Below are 18,313 nucleotides of genomic sequence, written 5' to 3' on the forward strand. Positions count from 1 at the left end.
GGGAATGCGCGTACGTCGCTGGGTACGCCGACGGGTGGAGGCCGCCTCCGCCCGCGGCGATTCCGGCATGACCGCGATCGAGTTCGTGTTCCTCACTCCCGTCCTGTTCTTCATGATCTTCGCGACGGTGCAGTTCGCGCTGTACTTCTTCGCCGATCACGTCGCCCAGGCGGCGGCACAGGCGGGTGCGCGCAAGGCGCGTGCGACGGCGGACGCCCAGCCGGGCGGCTGGCGGGGCGAGGCGCAGGGCGTGGTGGACAGCTACATCCGGCAGCTCGGCCCGCAGTTGGTGCTGGCGCCCGACGTGAAGATGCTCCAGCCGGAGCAGGACACGGTGGGTGTGGAGATCACGGCACGCATTCCGACGGTGTTCCCGGGCCTGGACCTGACGGTGCACGCGCAGTCGGTGGGGCCGGTGGAGCGGTTCGTGCAGGAGGGGGAGAACTAGATGGGGTTCCCCCTGGGGGACGGACGGCGGGGGGCGGGTGATGACCGGGGCCTGTCCACCGTCGAGGTGGTCATCCTCGCGCCGGTGATGATCATGTTCATCCTCGTCCTGGTGGCGTTCGGGCAACTGGTCGACGGACGCGGCGCGCTGGACGGCGCGGCGCGTGACGCGGCCCGCGCGGGCTCGATCCAGAAGGACCACGGCACGGCGATCGCCGAGGCGCGGGCGGCGGCGGAGGCGAACCTCACGGACATCTGCTCCGGTCCGGTGAGCGTCGTCCAGACCAGCCAGGGCTTCGAGCCGGACACCATCTTCACGGTCGAGGTGAGCTGCGAGGTGCGGGGCCTCGCCATGCTGGGCCTGGACATCCCGACGACCCTGACCGCGAGCTTCAGCTCGCCGCTGGACCCGTACCGGAGGACGGCGTGAGAACGACGCGCATGTGGACCTGGGCGTCGGACCGCCGTGCGTGGCTGGACGACCGCGGCTCGGGCGCCGGCGCGGTCATCATCTTCGCGCTCGTCTTCCTCTCCCTGGCGGCCTTCGTCATCGACGGCGGCATGTCCATCTCCAAGCGGGAGCGCGCGGCGGACATCGCGGAGCAGGCGGCCCGTTACGCCGCCCAGGACATCGACCGCGAGGCGCTGTACGACGACGTGGGCGGCCCCGCGCCGATCAACTACGAGAACTGTGACGCCCGGGTGAAGGCGTTCGCCCGCGAGATGGACATGTCCGGGGCGGACATCGCGGGAACGCGTTGCGTGGCGGCGACGGCACAGGCGGTGGAGGTCGAGGTGCAGCTGACGTACGCGCCGGTCTTCACGGGCATGTTCTACGGCGGGGACGTGGTGGTGCGCGGGCAGGCGGTGGCGGAGAACGAGGTGGGCTGACGCCCCCGGAAGTGTCACAGTCGCCCCGACCCGAAAAATCCCTCGGACCTGCACACTGTTCACCGGAAGGCCGTACGGGGCGGGAGGAATCGAGGGAAGCCGGAGCGGAGAGCGGGGAGCCGGCCCGGGGAGCGACTCAAAGGAGCCCCGGGGACTCCGCGAACCGGTGGGTAACGTGAAGGCGTAGGCCCATTCCGTGACCGTATTGCCACACTGATGAATTCGGTGACGCTGAGGAAGCGTCCGTCAACTGCACGCCGCTGGTCGGCCGTTCCCTGCCGTGCTTTGATCGGTGCGCACGGCTCGCCGGTGATCGGACCCGTTCTCGGGCTTCCGGCGAATTCCCCGCCGTCGCGATTACTGATACGAACGGAAAGGCCAGTCATGACTTTCGCCCCGCAGGTAGAAACGGCCGAAATCTCCGACGCGGACCTGGACAACATCTCCGGTGGACACTCCGCCTCCGTCGGCATCGACGCCGGTGCGGCCGTCGTCGCGGACCACGGTTCCTTCGGCGTCGGCGTGTACGCCGAGGCGGGCCCGCTCTGCGTCTCCGCCGGTCTCGGCGGCTCGGTGGGCCACGAGGGTGCCGCGCGCACCACGATGCTCTGAGTGTTGTCCTGGGCCCCGGTCTGTTCGCAGGCCGGGGCCCGGCTCATTTCTTGGGGCGCTTGTCCTCGACCTTCATCTTCTCGTTGACCTGCTTGGTGAGTTCGTCCTCGAGCTTCTTGAACTCACGGACCACGGCGTCGGACATGCTCGCGAGCGCGTCGAGCTGCTGGGTGATGTCCTCGCGGCCGTCCTCCCAGTTGGACTCGAAGTCGGAGAGCGCGTCGTTGACGCTGCCGTCGCCGATGTCGTCCTTGTAGGACTCGAAGAGCTTCTTGGTGTGGTTCATCCGCGTCTTGAGGGACCGCAGGCGACGCCCGTAGTCCTCCATCTCGGTCAGCGGAAGCGCGAGATCGCTCTTTCCCTTGCCCATACGGAACTCCCCCTCGGTAGGCCGGGTCTAGACGAACCGGAATGTACTCGTCACCGCGTCGAAGACGTCATGGAACGCCTCCGCGAGGTCGAGCACCGGGCTGGCTCCCGAGACGAGTGCGACCTGGTCGGAGGTTCCCGGCACGGGGATGTACGTCTGGGTCAGCACCATACGCAGGGTACGGCTGTCGCCCTGGGCGACGGGGACGTCCTCGACGCCGTAGGTCCGAGCGGCCACGCCGACCTCGGGAATCTCGACGGTCGTCACCTTGCGCCAGGCGTCGCCCTCGCGGCGGGCTGTGATGGTCCGCAGGCTCTCGGCGATGGCGCGCGGATCTGTGGACAGGGCGACGCCCTGCTGATTCTTCGCGCCGAGCACCGAGACCGTGACGGTGGCAGAGAGAGGGACCCCGTCGAAGTTCTCCGCCATGCAGCCCAGATAGAGCGCACCGGAGTCGTGGGCGTCCTTGGCCATCTTGCGGAGCATGGTGGTCAGATCGGTGCGGTAGGGGGCGAGTTCGGGAACGTCCCGGACGCGCTCGTCGACCAGTGCACGGATGGTCGCTTCCCGCCCTTCGGGGCGGATGGCGAACTCCCACCAGGAGTCCGGGACCGCCAGTGAAAAGCTCGGCATCGGTGAACTCTTTCTCATTCGGTCCGGCAGCCTAGTCCAGGCTGATACCGAGGTCCTCGGTCGAGATTTCGATCAGTCGGCTCTCCGGCACCGCCGGTGCCGCGTAATCCAGGGACCGGATGTGTTCGAGGAAATCATCCGGAAGGGATACATGGTATGTGGCGATGTAGTAGGGGAGATCTTCCCGCCAGAGCCAGATTCCGTCCGTGATCAGTGACCCGATGCCCGTCATGTTCGGCGCCTCGGGGTCCAGGACGTCCGGTCCGGCGCTCATCTCGCTCCAGATTTCCGTTCCGTTCCTCAGATAGTCCAGGATCCTCCGCTCGTCCGGCTCCCCGGAGGGCCTGACGGCGTCCTTGATGGACCCGTCCTCGGGAAGTCCCCATCCGGGTGACAGTTCAGTGAAGAATCCAACAGGCCGAATCATCGATACTCCTTGCAGCGCCGCTGTCCTCAGACCATGGGAAGGAAAGTGAGCCAGACTCCGCCGTCCTTGATGTGTGGTGTGAAGGGACCTTCGCCGTAGCTCGGGACGCCGACAGCGTTGGTCGGAGCCTTGACGGGAACTCCAAGGGAGTTCGCCAGGTTTTGAATCGCCTGCGGCTGGGCGGCTCCTGAATGACAGGTGAGCATTCTGACGGGTTCACCGCTATAGCCAGGTATTCGATTGATTGTATCAAGAACGTGATTCGGATGAACGATGTGACCCCCTGCCCTCGCTCCTGCGCGGTTCGCCTCACCGGCAATCATGAGTCCGTCTCTCGTGCCGTGGATGATGACATCTTGATATCCCGGGAGCCGCTTCGCCACATCGAAGTTCCGCAGAGTGGCGGGATCGTAGCCAATAGCGGTTGCTCCGTCCTTGTGGTAAACCGGGACGTCTGAGGGAAGAGCGTCGTCGGCGGCCCGTCCAGGAGGGCCCACATGTGCTGAATCCGCCTTCCACCAACGGCTTTTCCCCATCATGCTGAAGGTGAGCAGCCGGACGTTCTTCAGCGTGCGGACGCTGTTGGCGAGGTTCTTGAGGCCACCGCCGATTCCGCCCATGAAGCCGCCGCCGAGTGCCTTGAGGCCGCCGGCTTTCCACAGCTTGCCCAGCTTGGCGAGGCTGGTGAAGCCCTTCGTGGCGGGGATGCAGTCGAGGGCGGCCCACAACAGGTCTCCCCAGCCTGCCTGGCCCTTGATGACTTTTCTTAACGTATCGGCCATCACGACCAGGGCCGCAGCGAAGACCAGCCAGCCCAGCGGTCCGCCCACGATCATCACGATGATGCCGACGACGGCGACGACCCACTTGCAGACGGTGACGATCTCGTCCCAGTTGTCGGTGACCCAGTCGCCGATCTCCTCCCACCAACTGCGGTTGGGGATGCCGGCGTCGGATGCCTCTCTCAGCTTGGTCACCGTGCGGCGGGCGGCCTCTTCGCGGAGGCCCTTCGCCTGGGCGGCGAGCTTCTTGGCCGCTTCGAGGGCGCTCTCGGCCGCCTCGACCTTCCGCTCGGCCGTGTCCTGACGGGACTTGGCGTGTTGGGCGTTGCGCGTGGCGCGACGGATCTCGTTCTCGTCGGGCTTGGGGATCTCCTTGCCGCCGTTCTTCGACGGGTCGTAGGAGTCCACTTTCTGGGCCGCGGTGCGCACCCAGTCATTGGCGTCGGTCAGCGCCTGCTGGGCGGTGGTGAGTTCGGCGCGTGCCTTGCGGCCGTCCCGCAGCGCTTTGTCGGCCTTCTCCTGAGCGTCCTCCAGGTCCGGCCAGAAGTCGGTGAGGGCGTCCCCTGCCAGGTCGTACGACTTCTTCAGTTTCCGCAACCGCTTGGGTGCGTCCGCGAACTCCTCCGCGAAGACGTCGGCCGTCTTGCCTGCCCAGGAGAGGATCTCGTCCTCCTTGGCGATCCCCTTGAGGTCCCGCAGCGCCTCGCCCACGTCGTCGGCGAAGTCGTGCAGGGTGCCGGCGAGTTTCCGGATACGCTGCGGATCACCCGGAGTCGGGTCCTTCTCCAGGTCGAGTATGTGCCAGTCCGTCGGCCTGTGTGACACGTGTGTACCCCCGTAACGCCTGCACCGTCCGTGTCGGAACGTGCGGCGAACTTACCAGGCGTGATGCGAACAGGGGTGTGACCAGCCGCTACGGTCACCGACTGGCCGGTGAGCTGCCTGACTTGAGGGCTTCGACGAAGGCGCTGAAAGCGGGGGCCGGGAAGGAGAGGGGGCCGTGGGTGGGGTGTTTGGAGTCGCGTATGGCGACTCGGGTGCGCAGCGGCGCGATCTCCACGCAGGTGTTGCCGTCGCCGCCGGAGTGGGACGACCTTCGCCAGGTTTCGGGTGTGGTCACGTTTGCCTTACAGCTCCTTCGCCATCCGATGTACGGAACGCCTTCAAGTCACTGATCGACCGGTGACCCGGCTTCAGGCTTGAGGGCTTGGACGAACGCGTTGAAGGCGGCGGGAGGGAAGGAGAGGGGGCCGTGGGTGGGGTGTTTGGAGTCGCGTATGGCTGTGCAGGTGGGGGAGCGGGCTATTTCCACGCAGTTGTTGCCGTCGCCGCTTCCGGAGTGGGACGCCCTCTGCCAGCGTTCGGGTGTGGTCATGGTGCCTTACAGCTCCTTCGCCAGACGGTGGATGAAATCGCGTGAGCGTGCAGGTTCGAGAGACGCGGACTCCACCATATGGAAGAGCGTACGGAGAGCGCTGAGCTGGGCTTCGGAGTCGATGAAGGCGGCACCTTGCGGTGCGTCCCGTACGGCCGTGTCCAGTCTGGGTACGGCACCGCTCACGTACATCATGGCGTTGGTGGCTCCCGCGAAGCCGTCCAGGTCGAAGGGGATGACGCGCACGGTGATGTGGTGTGCCTCGGAGAGTTCCAGGATGCGGAGGAGCTGAGCGTGTGTGGCGGTCCGATCGCCCACGCGGATGCGTAGAGCCGCCTCGTGGATGACGGCTGTGTACGGGACGGGCCGGGGTTCCTCGATGATCTGCCTGCGTTCCATCCGGTGTCTCACACGCAGTTCGAGGTCGTCACGGGGCAGTTCGGGGACCCGGTAGGAGAAGACCGCGCGAGCGTAGTCCTCCGTCTGGAAGAGGCCGGGTACGTGCAGGAACTCGATGTCCTGTCGGTGGGTGCAGTGGTGCTCCAGCTCGGCGAGGTCCAGGAACGACGGGGGCAGCAGGCCCTTGTATCGCTCCCACCAACCACGTGTCCGGTCGGTGGCCATGGCGACCAGTGCCTCGACCAACTTCTCATCCGTGCAGGAGTAGTGGGCGGCGAGTTGTCGTACGCGCGTTTCACTGACGCCTGCCACGCCGGCCTCGATCTGACTCACCTGTGCCGAGTCGGTACCGAGCAGCGCGGCGGCTTCGCGCCCCTTGAGCCCTGCGGCCTCCCGTAGTTTCCGCAGTTCAGTGCCCAGTCGCTCCTGGCGTGCGGTGGCCTGCTGCCTGCGCGGCATGGCGTGCTCCTCGCCTTCAACTGCCGACCGGCAGTGACACGTTCGGGGTGAAGAGTATGGCAATGGCTTGCATGGGCCCAAATTTTGGCCCTACTGTCAGTGATGCGACGCACACTCTGTGGCACCCGGGGTTCCGGAAGCGCACCGCTCCGTCATGCCATGACGGATGCGGCGGAGTCACCGCCCGGCCATCTCCCATCCCTGACAGGAGTCCACGCATGCCCGAACCCGGCGTCGAAGAGGCCGCCACCTCATGGGAGTACACCTTGTTCATCCCCAACGACCCACGGGCCGTGACCATCTGCCGCCGCACCCTCCGGCTGATCCTCACGATGCACGGCCTGATCGGCCTCGTCGACACCGCCGAACTGCTGGCGACGGAGCTGGTCGCCAACTCCGTACGGCACACGAAGGGGCCGGCGGCGCTGCGCGTGCGCTGGTCGGACGGCGTGCTGCGGATCGGGGCGTGGGACACGGACCCGGAACCGCCCGGGCCGCCGGGCGCTGGGAGCGGCTCACCGAGGCGGAGGAGGGGCGGGGGCTGGCCCTGGTGCGGGCCTGTGCGGACCTCTGGGGCTGGCAGCCCCATGCGAGGGACGGCAGCCGGGGCAAGTACGTGTGGTGTGACCTCGTCGCGGCCTGACGCGTTGATCGTGCCGACCAGGAAGGAGAGCCGATGGTCAGCTCATCGACTGAGCCGGCTGCTGAGCACCGCGACTGTCATGACGACGACGGGTGCCCGCCGATGATCCTTTTCGGGCACCCTGCCTTTCTGCGGGCCTACCTGGAGACGACCGCCGAGGCGAACTGGTCGCCGGAGTTGCTCGCCGAGTTCGTCCTGGCTCTCGCGGACGCCGGACCCCTTGAGGTCACGGACGACATCCGCGGGAGGGTGAACGCCTGCTCCGACCCGGAGCAGCTCATGGCCTGGGCAAGCCGGGCCATGCAGGTGACCGATGCGGATGCTCTGTTCGCTGATCGGGCGGGCTGACGCGCCGCTGAGGGACCGGCTTCAGCGGTTGATCGACCGGTCCTGTGGTGCCGTCGGGGAAGTTGCGGTGGGAGGAGCCCTTCGACTGCGGCCATTCGAGTCAATAAGATCCCCGTAGGCTCAGCAGACCCTCCTCCCACACGACCCCAGGACACCCGCCATGCCGCGACGCCGCAGTCCCAGCCCGTCCAGCTCGACGGCTCCGAGGAACCGGACACCGCAGCCGGTGCGGGTGCGGCGTCGGTCGTTCGGGGACTTCGTCAAGGCGTTCCTCGCCTTCGTGGCGTTGGCCGTGCTGCTCGTCGGGGTGCCGTTCGCGTTGGCGGTCACCGCCGGCTGGCCGCTCCCGGAGACGTTCGAGCCGATGGAGTGGCTCAAGCAGGACATCTCCGTCGAGACCTTCCTCTCCATCCTGACCTTCGTCGTCTGGCTCGCCTGGGCGCAGTTCACCGCGTGCGTGCTCGTCGAGATGAAGGCCGCGCTGTCGGGGGTCGGGGTGCCGGGACGGGTGCCCGGTGCCGGGCCCAGCCAGCTGCTCGCCCGTCAGCTCGTCGCCGCGCTGCTGCTCGTCGGCGCGACCGCCGCCAGTTTCGCTCCGGGACTGAGCCAGCTCGGGCAGGGCCTCGAGGGCAACCAGCGGCCCGCCGTGGCCGCCGCCGCCCAGCAGACCCCCGGCTTCTTCGCCCAGCAGCAGGAGCAGGCCGCCGGTGCCGCCGCCGCGCTCGCCGAGCAGGCGTCGCACGCCGAAGCGGCGGCGGGCAGCAGCGCCAAGCAGCAGGGCGACACGAAGTTCTACCGGATCCAGCCGCCCGAGGGACGTCACCACGACTCGCTCTGGGAGATCTCCGAGCGGCACCTCGGTGACGGACGCCGGTACAAGGAGATCTTCGAGCTCAACAAGGACCGTACGCAGCCCGACGGTTCCAAGCTGTCCGAGGCCAGTCTGATCCGGCCCGGCTGGATCATGGAGATGCCCGGCGACGCGCGCGGCGGTGACCTCGTCGAGATGCCGGACGAGGCGCCCGAGGTCTCGCCCGAGGTGCGGCAGCAGATCCGCGACTACGACAGGACCGGGGACCACGCGCAGGGCGGCGGAGCCGGCAGTGGTGCCGCTCAGGTCTCCGTGCCGGAGCAGCGGCCCGCGCCCGCGCCCGCCCCCGCGAACGACCACGCCGGCCATCAGCAGGAACGGCAGCACGCCACCCCCGCCCAGGAGTCCTCCTCCTTCGGCCTTCCCGAAGCCCTCCTCGCCGCGCCCCTCCTCGCCGCCGGCCTTCTCGGCGCGCTCGGGCACCGGCGTCGGCAGGCGCTGTGGCAGTCGGCGTTCGGCGGTGTCGGCGGGCGGCGCGGGATGGAGCCGCCCACGCCGGCCGGGGACGCCCAGGACGTGCAGGACGCGCTGCTGGTCGGCGCCGACCCCGAGGGCGTACGGCTGCTCGACCGGTCGCTGCGCGGGCTCGCCGCGTCCCTCGCCGCCGAGTCCCGTCCGCTGCCCACCGTCTACGCGGCCTGGCTCAGCAACGGCGACCTGCACCTCCAGCTTGCCCAGCCTTCGGGGAAGCCGCCGGCGCCCTGGCAGCACGGGCAGGACCAGACGTTCTGGACGCTGGCCAAGGACGACGCCGGGCGGTACGAGGACGCCGACACCGCCGCCCCCTACCCGGGCCTCGTCAGCCTCGGCACCATGGACGACTCGCGGCTGCTGCTCAACCTGGAGTCCGTCCCCGGCATCGTCTCGCTGAGCGGCAGCGAGGCCGACCGGGCCGCCGTGTTCGCCTCCGTCGCCGCCGAGCTGGCCACCAACGGCTGGTCGGACCGGATGACGATCACCCTCGTCGGATTCGGCGAGGACCTGACCCCCCTCGCGCCCAACCGCCTCCGCCACCTCGACGGCATCGAGGCGCTGATCGAGACCATGGAGGCCGAGACGCGGCAGCGGCGCGGCGCGCTCGGCGCCGCCGGGCACGACTCCGTGCTCACCGGGCGCACCGGCCCCGCCCAGCACACCCGTTGGGCCCCGCACCTCGTGCTGCTCGCCGCCGAGCCGTCCGCCGAGGACGCCGTCACGCTCGCCGAACTCGCCGCCGACGCGAGCCGCCTCGGCATCGGCTACCTCGTCGGCACCGGCAGCGGTGATCTGCCGGGCGCCGCCTGGGAGATGGAGATCACCGGCGAGGGCAAGCTGCTCGCGCCCCTCCTCGGCCTGGAACTCGACGCCCAGCTCCTGCCCGCCGCCCAACAACGCGCGGTCGTCGAGCTGTTCACCGACGCCGACCCCGAGCGCGGACCCGACGGGCCCGTCACCACCCCGCCGTTCCTCGTCGACATCAGCGAGCAGGGGCGGCCCGCCGTCTACGCGCGACTGGTCGGACCGTACGAGATCATCGGCCTCGACACCCCGGACGGCGAGCGCAGCGCCCTGCTCCACGAGGCGCTCGCGCTGCTGCTCCTGCACCGCGAGGGCGTGCACCCACGCGTGCTGTCGTCCGCGCTGTGGCCGCGTGGCGTCACCGACGACGTGCGCGAGGCGCTCGTCGAGCGGCTGCGCGCCTGGCTCGGCACCGACCCCGACGGCACCCCCCGCCTCGGCACGGACGACACCGGACGGCTCACGCTCGCCAAGTCCGTCGTCTCCGACCTGGACGTGCTGCGGTCGCTGTACCACGAGGCCACCCAGGGCAGGGGTGTCGACAGCCGGGCCGTACGCGGACGGCTGCTCACCGACGCGCTGGTGCTGGTGCGCGGTCCGCTGCTCGCCGACCGGCCCGAGGGCCGCTACCGCTGGCTCACCCACGAGATCGTCGACGCCCAGCTCCCGCTGCTCGTCGCGGACACCGGACTGGCGCTCTCCGAGTTCCACCTGGAGAAGAACCGCGCGGAGAAGGCCATCGAGGCGATCGAGGCCGCGCTGCGCACCGCCCCGGCCGACGAGCGGCTGTGGAACGAGCTGCTGCGCGCCACCCACGCCCTCGACGACCCCGAGCGGCTCACCGCCCTCGCCGCCGACCTCGTCGGCCGCAGCGGCGCCCGCGGGCTGCCGCCGCGCACCGAGGCGCTGCTCGACGAACTGCTGCCGGCCTGGCGCGACGCGGTCGCCGCGGCGGGATGAGCGACTACCTGAGCGACCACCTGGACGTCGCGTTGATCGTCGCCGCCGCGCTGTGGGGCGCGGCGGCCGGCGCGGTGCTGCCCCGCGCGGCCTACCGGTTCTCCGTCCCGCCGGGGGAGGAGTGGCGGACGGCGTGCCCGGCGGGGCACCCGGTCGGCGGCTGGCTCGGACGGGCCCGGTGCGGGCCGTGCGCGGACCCGTCGTACGGACCGGGCGCGGACCTGTCGCACGGACCGGGCGTGGACCTGTCGCACGGAACGGGCACGGGCCCGTCGCACGGACCGGGCGCGGACCCGTCGTACGGACCGGGCGTGGGCCCTTCGTACGGACCCGGCGCCGCTCCCGCCGCCGTCACCGCCCTCGTCTGCGCCGCCCTCGCCGCCGCCACCGGGACCCGGCCCGAGCTGGGCGTCTGGCTGCTGCTCGCGCCCGTCGGCGTGCTGCTGGCGGTGGTCGACTTCCGGGTGCAGCGGCTGCCCGACCCGCTCACCCTGCCGTTCGCCGGGGCCGCCCTCACCCTGCTCGGCCTGGCCGCCCTCACCCCCGAGCACGCGGGGGAGTGGACCACCGCGCTGCTGGGCGCGCTCGCGCTGGGCGCCGCCTACTTCGTGCTGTTCCTCGTCAACCCGGCCGGCATGGGCTTCGGCGACGTCAAGCTCGCGCTCGGCGCGGGCGCCGTCCTCGGCTGGTACGGCTGGCCGACCGTGATGCTCGGCACCCTCGCCGGGTTCGTCTTCGGGGCGCTGTACGGGGGCGCCCTCGTCGTCGCCCGGAAGGCGGGACGCAAGACGGCGATCCCGTTCGGACCGTTCCTGATCAGCGGGGCTTTCGCCGGGCTGCTGATCGGCGCGTACACGGCCTGACGTCAACCGCCGGACCCGGCTGACGTACGCTGGATCGGTCCGCCCACACCTTGCGCGAAAGGGACACCGGTGACCGAGAAGGCCGACCTTCAGCCCATCCTCGACCGTGCCGCCGCCGGTGGGCGGATCACCCCCGAGGAGGCCCTCGACCTCTACCGCGACGCCCCGCTGCACGCGCTGGGCGCCGCCGCCGACGCCGTCCGCAGGCGCCGGTACGCCGGTACGGAGCACATCGCGACGTACATCATCGAGCGGAACATCAACTACACGAACGTGTGCGTCACGGCGTGCAAGTTCTGCGCCTTCTACGCGGCCCCCAAGGACACGGCGAAGGGCTGGACCCGCGACCTCGACGACATCCTGCGGCGCTGCGCCGAGACCGTCGAGCTCGGCGGTACGCAGATCATGTTCCAGGGCGGTCACCACCCGGACTACGGCGTCGAGTACTACGAGAAGCACTTCGCCGCCATCAAGAAGGAGTTCCCGCAGCTCGTCATCCACAGCCTGGGGGCGAGCGAGGTCGAGCACATGGCGCGGATCAGCAAGGTGGGCGTCGAGGAGGCGATCACCCGCATCCACGCGGCCGGGCTCGACTCCTTCGCCGGCGCGGGCGCCGAGCTGCTTCCCGCCCGCCCGCGCAAGGCCATCGCGCCGCTCAAGGAGTCCGGCGAGCGCTGGCTGGAGATCATGGAGATCGCGCACGGGCTGGGTGTCGAGTCCACGTCCACCATGCTCATGGGGACCGGCGAGACCAACGCCGAGCGGATCGAGCACCTGCGGATGATCCGTGACGTGCAGGACCGCACGGGCGGCTTCCGCGCGTTCATCCCGTACACCTACCAGCCCGAGAACAACCACCTGAAGGGCCGCACCCAGGCCACCCTCTTCGAGTACCTGCGGATGATCGCCATCGCCCGGCTGTTCATGGACAACGTGGCCCACATCCAGGGCTCCTGGCTGACCACCGGCAAGGAGGTCGGCCAGCTCTCCCTGCACTACGGCGCGGACGACCTCGGCTCCATCATGCTGGAGGAGAACGTGGTCTCCTCCGCCGGTGCCAAGCACCGCTCCAACCGGCTGGAGATCATCGACCTGATCCGCAAGGCGGGCCGGGTCCCGGCACAGCGGTCGACGACGTACGAGCACCTCGTGGTCCACGACGACCCGGCGAACGATCCCGTCGACGAGCGCGTGGTCTCCCACATCTCCTCCACGGCCATCGAGGGCGGCACGGCCCACCCGGAGCTGAAGCTCCTGTCCGCCAACTGACGTCCCCGTGCTGACCCTTCACACCGCCGACGCCTCGCCCGAGGCCGCCGTCGTGGTCGACGGCGCGCACATCGCCGCCGTCGGCCCGTACGAACAGCTGGCCGCCGGTCACCCGGGCGCCCGGCTGCGGCGGTGGCCCGGCATCCTGACGCCCGGTCTGCTCAACCCCTACGGTCCGGAACTGCTGGAGCAGGCGTACCACCCCGACCCGCGCGAGGCGGACCGGCTCGGTACCGAGCCGGTGTTCGGGGAGCGCGCGCGGGCACTCCTGGCCGCCGGACCGTCCGTGCGGGGCGCCAGCGCACGCCGCGGAGTGCAGCGCATGCTGGCGCACGGAACGGTCGCGGTCGCCGGTGAGCTGCGCGGCCGCGAGGCCCTGGACGCGGTGCGCAGGGCCGGGCTCGCCCTGGCGGGGCGTCCGGCCGCACTGCCCGGGCCCGCGGCGCTCTCCCCGGTTCCTCTCGTGCTGCTGCCGGGCCTCGGCGCCGGGAGACCCGCGCGGTTCGCGGTGTTCGACGTGCCCGACCGGGACGCCCTCGTGCGGGACGGCGCGTCCACGTGTGTGGCCACCGTCGTGGGCGGCCGCCTGGTGTACCGGCGGCGCTGACCCCGTGGCGGCGCCGGTCCGTGGCGGCGCCGGTCCGTGGCGGCGCCGGTCCGTGGCGGCGCGGTCCTCACCCCGCGAACGCCTTCCCGAAGTGCGGCTGGGTCGAGGACGTCGCCGCGCGCCGGAAGCCGACGCTCCTGCCGGGAGGGGGTACTGCAAGAATGGGCGCGTGACCCGCGCATCCCTGGACAAGCAGCCGCACGAAGTCGCCTCGATGTTCGACGACGTCGCGGAAAGATACGACCTGACGAACGACGTGCTGTCCCTCGGCCAGGACCGGCGATGGCGCAAGGAGGTCGCGAAGGCCGTCGACGCCCGGCCCGCGCAGAAGATCCTGGACCTGGCGGCCGGCACGGGCACCTCGTCGATGCCCTTCGCCCGCGCCGGCGCCTACGTCGTGCCCTGCGACTTCTCCCAGGGCATGCTCCGGGTCGGCAAGCGGAACAACGCCTGGCTCCCGTACACGGCCGGCGACGCGACCCGGCTGCCCTTCAAGGACGACGTCTTCGACGCCGTCACCATCTCCTTCGGGCTGCGCAACGTGCAGGACACGGACGCGGCCCTGCGCGAGATGCGCCGGGTGACCCGGCCCGGCGGGCGGATCGTCATCTGCGAGTTCTCGCATCCGACGTGGGCGCCGTTCCGCACCGTCTACACCGAGTACCTGATGCGCGCGCTGCCGCCGGTCGCCCGGTCGGTGTCGTCCAACCCGGACGCGTACGTCTACCTCGCCGAGTCCATCCGTGCCTGGCCCGACCAGCCCGCGCTGGCCGGACGTCTGCAGGGCGCCGGCTGGTCGAAGGTGGCGTGGCGCGACCTCACGGGCGGAGTGGTGGCGCTGCACCGGGGGTTCAAGGAGAGCTGAGCACCACCGCGTGGGGGAGGGCGGGCTCCTCCAGTTCCCGCTGGAGTCCGCCCGTGGGCGGCACCGGCCCGCGCGGCTCGCGCACCCCTCCGCCGCCCTCGCCCTCACCGAAGTCGAACCACACGTGCACCACGGAGTCCCGCGGCACCTCGGTGCCGGGCTGCGGATACTGGCGTACGACGTAGTCGACGACGGCGAGCCGGAAGTCCGGCCGGTCCGGGGCGTCGACGGACAGGCCCCGGGCCCGGGCCGACTCGCGCGCGTCCACGGCCATCAGTCCGACCAGGCGCGGTACGCGCACTTCGGGTGTCGGGGTCCTGGGTGTCATACGCACGGACGTCACCCCCAAGCGGTACCGGCAGAGTAGACCCGGTGCCGGGCCCGCCGGAAGCATTGAGTGGCTTTCCGTGACAATTGGTTACTCGGAGTGACGGTCGGGTCTCGGGGTCAGAGGTCCAGCCGGTAGCAGTGGGCCTCGCGCGGGTCGGGCGGGATCGTGAACGTCTCGGCGAGGCGCATCCCGAGCCGCCGGGTCACCGCTATGGAACGGGAGTTGCGGGCGTCCACCATCGCCACCACGCCCTTCGGGCCCGCCGCTGTCACCCGCTCCAGCGTCTGCCGGGCCGCCGCGGTGACGTACCCCTTGCCCCAGTGCTCCCGCGCGAGCCGCCAGCCGATCTCGATCTCGCCCGTCGGGCCCCAGTCGCGCTCCCACGGCTGGGCGCCGGTGAAGCCGATGACCCGGCCGGACTCGTCGAGCATGCTCCACAGGCAGAAGCCGAGTTGGGCGTCGTGGCGGCGCTGGCGGGCGGTGAGCTCCTCGTAGACCGACAGCTCCGCCGACGCGCCGCCGTGGAACTCCATGACGTCCGGGTCGTCGAAGATCCGGTGCCAGACGAAGGCGTCCTCGTGGGTGGGGACGCGCAGCCGTACGACGGGGAGAGCTCGGTTCACGGGGCAGCCCTTCAGCCGGGTGATCAATCGTGCTGAATAGACTGCCCGTGTCCAGTGCCGGTCGGCACGCAGATTTCGAACTTGGGGAGATCCCGCCGTGACCGAGCCCCTCTCCGACAACACCGCAGACGTCATTGTCGTAGGCGCGGGGCCGGCCGGCTCCACCACCGCCTACCACCTGGCCCGGTCCGGACTCGACGTGCTCCTGCTGGAGAAGACCGAGTTCCCGCGCGAGAAGGTCTGCGGCGACGGCCTCACCCCGCGCGCCACGAAGCAACTCGTCGCGATGGGCATCGACATCTCCGAGGAGGCCGGCTGGCTGCGCAACAAGGGCCTGCGCATCATCGGCGGCGGTGTCCGCCTCCAGCTCGACTGGCCGGAACTCGCCTCCTTCCCCGACTACGGCCTGGTCCGCAAGCGCGACGACTTCGACGAGCAGCTCGCCCGGCAGGCCCAGAAGGCGGGCGCCCGGCTGTACGAGCGCTGCAACGTCGGCGCGCCGATCGTCGACGACCGCACCGGGCGCATCACCGGGGTGAAGGCCAAGCTCGGCGAGGACAAGCGGGAGGTCACCTTCCACGCCCCGCTGGTCGTGGCCGCCGACGGCAACTCCACCCGGCTGTCCCTGGCGATGGGCCTGCACCGCCGCGAGGACCGCCCGATGGGCGTCGCGGTCCGCACGTACTTCACCTCGCCCCGCCACGACGACGACTACCTGGAGTCCTGGCTGGAGCTGTGGGACCGCCGCGGCCCGCAGGACCGTCTGCTGCCCGGCTACGGCTGGATCTTCGGCATGGGGGACGGGACGAGCAACGTCGGCCTCGGCGTGCTCAACACCTCCGACTCCTTCAAGGAGCTGGACTGGCGCGAGGTCCTCAAGGCCTGGTGCGCCTCGATGCCGGAGGACTGGGGCTACACCCCGGACAACATGACCGGCCCGATCCGCGGCGCAGCGCTCCCCATGGCCTTCAACCGCCAGCCGCACTACACGCGCGGCCTGCTGCTGGTCGGCGACGCGGGCGGTCTGGTGAACCCCTTCAACGGCGAGGGCATCGCCTACGCCATGGAGTCCGGGCAGATCGCCGCCGACGTGATCGTCCAGGCCCACGCGCGGGCCACCCCGGCCCAGCGGGAGATCGCGCTCCAGCGCTATCCGCGGGTGCTGAAGGACACCTACGGCGGCTACTACACGCTCGGCCGGGCCTTCGTGAAGCTCATCGGCAACCCGAAGGTCATGCAGATCGCCGCACAGCGCGGGCTGACGCACCCGATGCTGATGAGGTTCACCCTGAAGCTGCTCGCCAACCTGACGGACCCGACGGGCGGCGACGCGATGGACCGCATCATCAACGGTCTGAGCAAGGTGGCGCCGAAGGCGTGACCGGTCCGGCCGGATGTTCCACCGCGATCACCGCGTGATGCGTCCGTGGACAACTGCTCGACTTCGGCCGGCGCCGTACGGGACGCAGCCGCTCGGGCGCGTCCCGTACGGCGAACGGGTCGCCGGGAACGCCAAGGGCGAGCCGGGGCTGCCGGCGCCGGGCCTCGGCGCGGGCGTGGTCGTGGTCGTGCGTCGCCGTGCGCGGCGGACGGGCGGGGTCATCGCCTGAGAGGCGTGAGTGAGCACCCGCGCGGCGTGAAGCCGTGAGCGGCGCTGTGGACGGCCGGGGTCCGGAGGACGGACCCGGGCCGTCGGCGTCCGTGCCGGGGCGCCGTGAGGGGCCGTCACGGGGCCGTACGGCGTCCGGCCGGTACGTACCGGTACCGGCAATCCGCCGACGTGGCGGGATAATTCGGGCAATCGGGCGATCTTGGTCCGATGCGAGGGAGCGCCGGAGGGCCGCTGCCCCCGAGCGGCAGCGGCCCTTCCGGCCATGACGAGGTGCGGCTCAGAGCACGCGCACGGCGCCCGACGCGGGGTAGCCCGAAAGGTCCTGGATGACGACGCCCTTGGCGGAGTTGGCGGCGTCCAGGTACTGGCCGTTGCCGATGTAGACACCCACGTGGTACGCGGAACCCTTGCCGCCCCAGTAGAGGATGTCGCCGACCTGGACCTGGGACAGCGGGATGTCGGTGCCGGCCATGGACTGGTCCTGCGAGACGCGCGGCAGGTCGACGCCGACCTGCTTGAACGCGGCCTGGACCAGGCTGGAGCAGTCCCAGGCGTTGGGGCCCGAGGCGCCCATGACGTAGGCGTCGCCCACCTGCGCCTGCAGGAAGGCGATGACCGTCGCGACGCTGCCGCTGGCCGGCGCGGAGGCGGTCGCGGTGGTGGCGGTGGCGGCGAGGGTGGTGCGCTCGGCGTCGCGCGTGGCGCGCTCGGCGGCGGCCTTGCGGGCCTCCTCGGCGGCCTTCTTCTTCGCCTCGGCCTTCTTCTTGGCCACGGCGAGGTCCGCCTTGGCCTCCTTGGCGGCCTCCTTGGCGGCCGTGTCACGCTCGGCCTGCAGCTGGTAGTTCGCGGCCGCCTGCTGCGTGGCGTCCGCGGACTGGGCGGCCTGAGCGGCCAGGTCGGCCGTCAGGGTGGGCAGCTCGAGGGTCTGCGTCACCGGCTCGGCGGCGTTCGCCGAACCCGACGCCCCAGCCACTGCCAGGGTGCTGAGGACGCCACCGGCAACTCCGGCCCGCATCGCCATCGTGGACGACGCGGTACGGCGGGGCTTCCGGTGGCTGCGTATGTGAGCGGTGTGGGACATGGGAACAACCGGTACCAGGCGCTGCTTCATATCTTCAAGAAACGTGTGCTGCGCCACAGTTGTTCAATCAGGGCTTCGAATCCCGGGCGTGTCGCTTTTTGGTGACGCCCTAACGGACATTGCGGACGTCCGTGATCGGCCCGTGATCACGTACTTTCATCGTTACGCCCGAATTGCCCCACGCTTACCATCGGTTGGGCTGGTTGGCCAACCCCTCCTCTCCTGCGCCTCTCGTGAATGTGGCGGAGGTCACGGAACGATTACCCGCACCGACGCGTCCGGGAGGACCGGCCGCGCTCCGGCCGGCCGCCGGGATCGCCCGACGGAAGGGAACGTCCCTCACGGACGGCCCGCCGGCTTCTCCGTGCCGCCGGTGATCATTCCCGGACGTTCCGTGCACGGCGGGACAGGCTGACCCGCCAGGTGGCGCCCGCCCGCCTCGAGGACCTGGCCGTGAGCAGTCGATCACGATGGCGGAGCTCACCCACCGGGTCGTACCTTCCGGTCGGGGCGCCATGCGGATCGGCACCTCCCTCGCCCCGCCCTCGACCTCCCTCGCCCCGTCCT

Annotated in this window: 21 protein-coding genes and 1 pseudogene; 12 read left to right on the top strand and 10 right to left on the bottom strand. The window is 70.5% G+C overall.

Annotated features, from left to right (window positions below; all coding sequences use genetic code 11):
* The first annotated feature begins 4 nt into the window (after positions 1-4).
* From ACFXAE_RS07030 to ACFXAE_RS07045, 4 genes are all read left to right on the top strand, one after another.
* The gene (locus ACFXAE_RS07030) at positions 5-448 is read left to right on the top strand and encodes a TadE family protein (protein WP_384709226.1); all 444 of its coding nucleotides are present in this window, start codon (positions 5-7) and stop codon (positions 446-448) included.
* A complete protein-coding gene (locus ACFXAE_RS07035) occupies positions 449-877 on the top strand; it encodes a TadE/TadG family type IV pilus assembly protein (protein WP_384709229.1) in 429 nt (142 codons plus the stop codon).
* Between the two features lie 11 nt (positions 878-888).
* Entirely contained in the window at positions 889-1,338 is a 450-nt protein-coding gene (locus tag ACFXAE_RS07040) for a pilus assembly protein TadG-related protein (protein ID WP_384709600.1), read from the top strand.
* 384 nt (positions 1,339-1,722) lie between these two features.
* On the top strand, positions 1,723-1,950 hold the full coding sequence (locus ACFXAE_RS07045) for a hypothetical protein (RefSeq protein WP_384709232.1): 228 nt from the start codon (positions 1,723-1,725) through the stop codon (positions 1,948-1,950).
* Positions 1,951-1,993: 43 nt separating this feature from the next.
* Here the strand turns inward: ACFXAE_RS07045 and ACFXAE_RS07050 are convergent, their stop codons facing one another.
* The 7 genes from ACFXAE_RS07050 to ACFXAE_RS07080 form a co-directional block, all read right to left on the bottom strand.
* Positions 1,994-2,320: a hypothetical protein gene (locus ACFXAE_RS07050; protein ID WP_384709235.1), complete on the bottom strand. Its 327-nt coding sequence runs from the start codon at positions 2,318-2,320 to the stop codon at positions 1,994-1,996.
* Positions 2,321-2,347: 27 nt separating this feature from the next.
* Positions 2,348-2,953 carry a hypothetical protein gene (locus tag ACFXAE_RS07055; RefSeq protein WP_384709238.1) on the bottom strand — a complete coding sequence of 202 codons (606 nt, stop codon included), beginning with the start codon at positions 2,951-2,953 and terminating at the stop codon, positions 2,348-2,350.
* Between the two features lie 31 nt (positions 2,954-2,984).
* Positions 2,985-3,380, bottom strand: coding sequence for a hypothetical protein (locus ACFXAE_RS07060; protein ID WP_384709241.1), 396 nt, complete (start codon positions 3,378-3,380; stop codon positions 2,985-2,987).
* Between the two features lie 26 nt (positions 3,381-3,406).
* Complete coding sequence (locus ACFXAE_RS07065) at positions 3,407-4,873, bottom strand: hypothetical protein (RefSeq protein WP_384709244.1); 1,467 nt, start codon at positions 4,871-4,873, stop codon at positions 3,407-3,409.
* Between the two features lie 208 nt (positions 4,874-5,081).
* Positions 5,082-5,282 (bottom strand): DUF397 domain-containing protein, encoded by a 201-nt coding sequence (locus ACFXAE_RS07070; protein ID WP_384709247.1) that lies wholly within the window; start codon positions 5,280-5,282, stop codon positions 5,082-5,084.
* 48 nt (positions 5,283-5,330) lie between these two features.
* On the bottom strand, positions 5,331-5,537 hold the full coding sequence (locus ACFXAE_RS07075; RefSeq protein WP_384709250.1) for a DUF397 domain-containing protein: 207 nt from the start codon (positions 5,535-5,537) through the stop codon (positions 5,331-5,333).
* Between the two features lie 6 nt (positions 5,538-5,543).
* Positions 5,544-6,395, bottom strand: coding sequence for a helix-turn-helix domain-containing protein (locus ACFXAE_RS07080; RefSeq protein WP_384709253.1), 852 nt, complete (start codon positions 6,393-6,395; stop codon positions 5,544-5,546).
* A gap of 218 nt (positions 6,396-6,613) precedes the next feature.
* Between ACFXAE_RS07080 and ACFXAE_RS07085 the strand changes: the two are divergent.
* The 7 genes and pseudogenes from ACFXAE_RS07085 to ACFXAE_RS07115 all read left to right on the top strand — a co-directional run bounded on the left by ACFXAE_RS07085 (position 6,614) and on the right by ACFXAE_RS07115 (position 14,099).
* Positions 6,614-7,038 (top strand): annotated as a pseudogene (locus tag ACFXAE_RS07085) (ATP-binding protein).
* Between the two features lie 33 nt (positions 7,039-7,071).
* Positions 7,072-7,386 carry a hypothetical protein gene (locus ACFXAE_RS07090; protein WP_384709256.1) on the top strand — a complete coding sequence of 105 codons (315 nt, stop codon included), beginning with the start codon at positions 7,072-7,074 and terminating at the stop codon, positions 7,384-7,386.
* Between the two features lie 160 nt (positions 7,387-7,546).
* On the top strand, positions 7,547-10,495 hold the full coding sequence (locus ACFXAE_RS07095) for a BTAD domain-containing putative transcriptional regulator (RefSeq protein WP_384709259.1): 2,949 nt from the start codon (positions 7,547-7,549) through the stop codon (positions 10,493-10,495).
* On the top strand, positions 10,492-11,358 hold the full coding sequence (locus ACFXAE_RS07100) for a prepilin peptidase (protein ID WP_384709262.1): 867 nt from the start codon (positions 10,492-10,494) through the stop codon (positions 11,356-11,358). The genes ACFXAE_RS07095 and ACFXAE_RS07100 overlap by 4 nt, the downstream gene beginning before the upstream one ends.
* Positions 11,359-11,427: 69 nt before the next feature.
* Entirely contained in the window at positions 11,428-12,627 is a 1,200-nt protein-coding gene (gene mqnC, locus ACFXAE_RS07105; protein WP_384709265.1) for a cyclic dehypoxanthinyl futalosine synthase, read from the top strand.
* A gap of 7 nt (positions 12,628-12,634) precedes the next feature.
* The gene (locus ACFXAE_RS07110; RefSeq protein ID WP_384709268.1) at positions 12,635-13,234 is read left to right on the top strand and encodes a hypothetical protein; all 600 of its coding nucleotides are present in this window, start codon (positions 12,635-12,637) and stop codon (positions 13,232-13,234) included.
* Between the two features lie 169 nt (positions 13,235-13,403).
* Positions 13,404-14,099: a demethylmenaquinone methyltransferase gene (locus ACFXAE_RS07115; protein WP_384709271.1), complete on the top strand. Its 696-nt coding sequence runs from the start codon at positions 13,404-13,406 to the stop codon at positions 14,097-14,099.
* Here the strand turns inward: ACFXAE_RS07115 and ACFXAE_RS07120 are convergent.
* Positions 14,086-14,427: a PASTA domain-containing protein gene (locus ACFXAE_RS07120; protein WP_384709274.1), complete on the bottom strand. Its 342-nt coding sequence runs from the start codon at positions 14,425-14,427 to the stop codon at positions 14,086-14,088. The genes ACFXAE_RS07115 and ACFXAE_RS07120 overlap by 14 nt on opposite strands.
* 119 nt (positions 14,428-14,546) lie before the next feature.
* Complete coding sequence (locus ACFXAE_RS07125) at positions 14,547-15,053, bottom strand: GNAT family N-acetyltransferase (protein WP_384709277.1); 507 nt, start codon at positions 15,051-15,053, stop codon at positions 14,547-14,549.
* A gap of 97 nt (positions 15,054-15,150) precedes the next feature.
* On the opposite strand from ACFXAE_RS07125, the gene ACFXAE_RS07130 reads away from it, so the two are divergent.
* Positions 15,151-16,434: a geranylgeranyl reductase family protein gene (locus ACFXAE_RS07130; RefSeq protein WP_384709280.1), complete on the top strand. Its 1,284-nt coding sequence runs from the start codon at positions 15,151-15,153 to the stop codon at positions 16,432-16,434.
* A gap of 508 nt (positions 16,435-16,942) precedes the next feature.
* Here ACFXAE_RS07130 and ACFXAE_RS07135 read toward each other — a convergent pair.
* Entirely contained in the window at positions 16,943-17,776 is an 834-nt protein-coding gene (locus ACFXAE_RS07135) for a C40 family peptidase (RefSeq protein WP_384709283.1), read from the bottom strand.
* Positions 17,777-18,313: the final 537 nt, after the last annotated feature.

The organism is Streptomyces sp. NPDC059454, from assembly GCF_042749965.1.
Taxonomy (GTDB): Bacteria; Actinomycetota; Actinomycetes; order Streptomycetales; family Streptomycetaceae; genus Streptomyces.

Excerpts from the sequence above, each read along its gene's own strand:
- ACFXAE_RS07035 (WP_384709229.1), top strand. The coding sequence starts at position 449 with ATGGGGTTCCCCCTGGGGGACGGACGGCGGGGGGCGGGTGATGACCGG.
- ACFXAE_RS07040 (WP_384709600.1), top strand. The coding sequence starts at position 889 with ATGTGGACCTGGGCGTCGGACCGCCGTGCGTGGCTGGACGACCGCGGC.
- ACFXAE_RS07120 (WP_384709274.1), bottom strand. The coding sequence starts at position 14,427 with ATGACACCCAGGACCCCGACACCCGAAGTGCGCGTACCGCGCCTGGTC.
- ACFXAE_RS07100 (WP_384709262.1), top strand. The coding sequence starts at position 10,492 with ATGAGCGACTACCTGAGCGACCACCTGGACGTCGCGTTGATCGTCGCC.
- ACFXAE_RS07055 (WP_384709238.1), bottom strand. The coding sequence starts at position 2,953 with ATGCCGAGCTTTTCACTGGCGGTCCCGGACTCCTGGTGGGAGTTCGCC.
- ACFXAE_RS07045 (WP_384709232.1), top strand. The coding sequence starts at position 1,723 with ATGACTTTCGCCCCGCAGGTAGAAACGGCCGAAATCTCCGACGCGGAC.
- ACFXAE_RS07030 (WP_384709226.1), top strand. The coding sequence starts at position 5 with ATGCGCGTACGTCGCTGGGTACGCCGACGGGTGGAGGCCGCCTCCGCC.
- ACFXAE_RS07095 (WP_384709259.1), top strand. The coding sequence starts at position 7,547 with ATGCCGCGACGCCGCAGTCCCAGCCCGTCCAGCTCGACGGCTCCGAGG.
- ACFXAE_RS07060 (WP_384709241.1), bottom strand. The coding sequence starts at position 3,380 with ATGATTCGGCCTGTTGGATTCTTCACTGAACTGTCACCCGGATGGGGA.
- ACFXAE_RS07075 (WP_384709250.1), bottom strand. The coding sequence starts at position 5,537 with ATGACCACACCCGAACGCTGGCAGAGGGCGTCCCACTCCGGAAGCGGC.
- ACFXAE_RS07135 (WP_384709283.1), bottom strand. The coding sequence starts at position 17,776 with ATGAAGCAGCGCCTGGTACCGGTTGTTCCCATGTCCCACACCGCTCAC.
- ACFXAE_RS07050 (WP_384709235.1), bottom strand. The coding sequence starts at position 2,320 with ATGGGCAAGGGAAAGAGCGATCTCGCGCTTCCGCTGACCGAGATGGAG.
- ACFXAE_RS07080 (WP_384709253.1), bottom strand. The coding sequence starts at position 6,395 with ATGCCGCGCAGGCAGCAGGCCACCGCACGCCAGGAGCGACTGGGCACT.
- ACFXAE_RS07090 (WP_384709256.1), top strand. The coding sequence starts at position 7,072 with ATGGTCAGCTCATCGACTGAGCCGGCTGCTGAGCACCGCGACTGTCAT.